This is a genomic window from Flavobacterium macrobrachii (assembly GCF_014486675.1).
In the GTDB taxonomy this organism is placed as follows: Bacteria; Bacteroidota; Bacteroidia; order Flavobacteriales; family Flavobacteriaceae; genus Flavobacterium; species Flavobacterium macrobrachii.
In genome coordinates this window covers 1-1,388 of sequence record NZ_JACTAC010000152.1, presented here as the reverse complement: position 1 = coordinate 1,388, position 1,388 = coordinate 1, and the positions used below count along the sequence as shown (strand labels likewise).

The 1,388-nt window shown below is 28.5% G+C and carries 1 protein-coding gene and 1 pseudogene; both read left to right on the top strand.

The window, feature by feature from the left end:
* A partial coding sequence (locus IAI56_RS15665) for a helix-turn-helix domain-containing protein (protein ID WP_187658750.1) occupies positions 1-522 on the top strand: 522 nt, incomplete at its 5' end.
* Positions 459-1,355: pseudogene (locus tag IAI56_RS15660) on the top strand (IS3 family transposase); the annotation flags it as partial. The gene IAI56_RS15665 and the pseudogene IAI56_RS15660, both read left to right, overlap by 64 nt.
* Positions 1,356-1,388: the final 33 nt, after the last annotated feature.

Below are 1,388 nucleotides of genomic sequence, written 5' to 3'. Positions count from 1 at the left end.
AAAAAAAGGAGTTTTCCATCTGCATTTAAGCATGAACAAGTTTTAAAGTACATCAACAATGATTTTTCATACAGTGATATTTCAAAAGAAATTGATGTTGATAAATCTGTGATTAGAAAATGGGTTGGTTTATACAAAACTAAAGGGATTTTAGGATTAGAAATTAGTAAAACCAAAACTATTTTTAGTTTTGATTTTAAGTATAAGGTTGTCAAATATATGCTTTCAAATAATTCATCACTCTTTGATGCTAGTTTAAAATTTGAAGTACCTATCTCATCTATTTTTCAATGGCAAAAAAATTTTGCTAACTTTGGCTTGAAAGGATTATATCCAAAGTGTAAAGGCAGACCAAAATCTATGAGTGATTATAAACGTAAAAAACGCAAATCAGACAAACCTCTAACAAGAGAAGAAGAACTTCTTTTGGAGAACGAATCGTTACGTTGCCAACTTGATATTCTAAAAAAGTTGCAAGCCTTAATTCAAGCAGAAGAGAAAGCCAAAAAGCACAAGTCATAACAGAATTAAGGCATAAATATGATTTAAAAACACTTTTAAATCATACTAATATGGCACGTAGTAGTTTTTATTATCATCAAAAACAAAATAAATTACCCGATAAATATAAAGAAGTCAAGGAATTAATAAAGTCAATTTATCACAAGCATAAAGGTCGATATGGCTATAGAAGAATAACCGATGAACTGAATAACAAAGTAATAATTATCAACCACAAAACCGTTTTAAGATTGATGAAAATGTTAGGATTAAAAAGTATCATTCGAGTAAAAAAATACAAATCCTACAAAGGCGAAAACGGCAAAATAGCGCCAAATATTTTGCAAAGAAATTTTAAAGCTGAAGCTCCAAACCAAAAATGGGCAACCGATGTAACGGAGTTTAATGTGTCAGGAAACAAATTATATTTATCGCCAATTATCGACTTGTTTAATCAAGAAATAATTAGCTATCAACTAACAGAACGACCAGTGTTTAATCAAGTAGTTATGATGCTCAAAAAAGCATTTAACAAAATACCAAGTAACACTAATCTAATCCTGCATTCTGATCAAGGTTGGCAGTATCAGATGAAACAATATCAGCATTTATTAAAAGAAAAAGGAATAAAACAAAGTATGTCAAGAAAAGGAAATTGTTTAGATAATGCAATTATTGAAAACTTCTTTGGAACTCTTAAATCTGAAATGTTTTATACACAAAAATTTAAGTCAATAGAACAATTAAAAACAGAAATCGATAACTATATTATCTATTACAACAACGAAAGAATAAAGTCAAATTTAAACAAAATGAGCCCGATTAAATATCGAGCTCATTATTGTCAAAATTAATTATTAATTTGTCTAAACTTTTGGGGGCAGTCT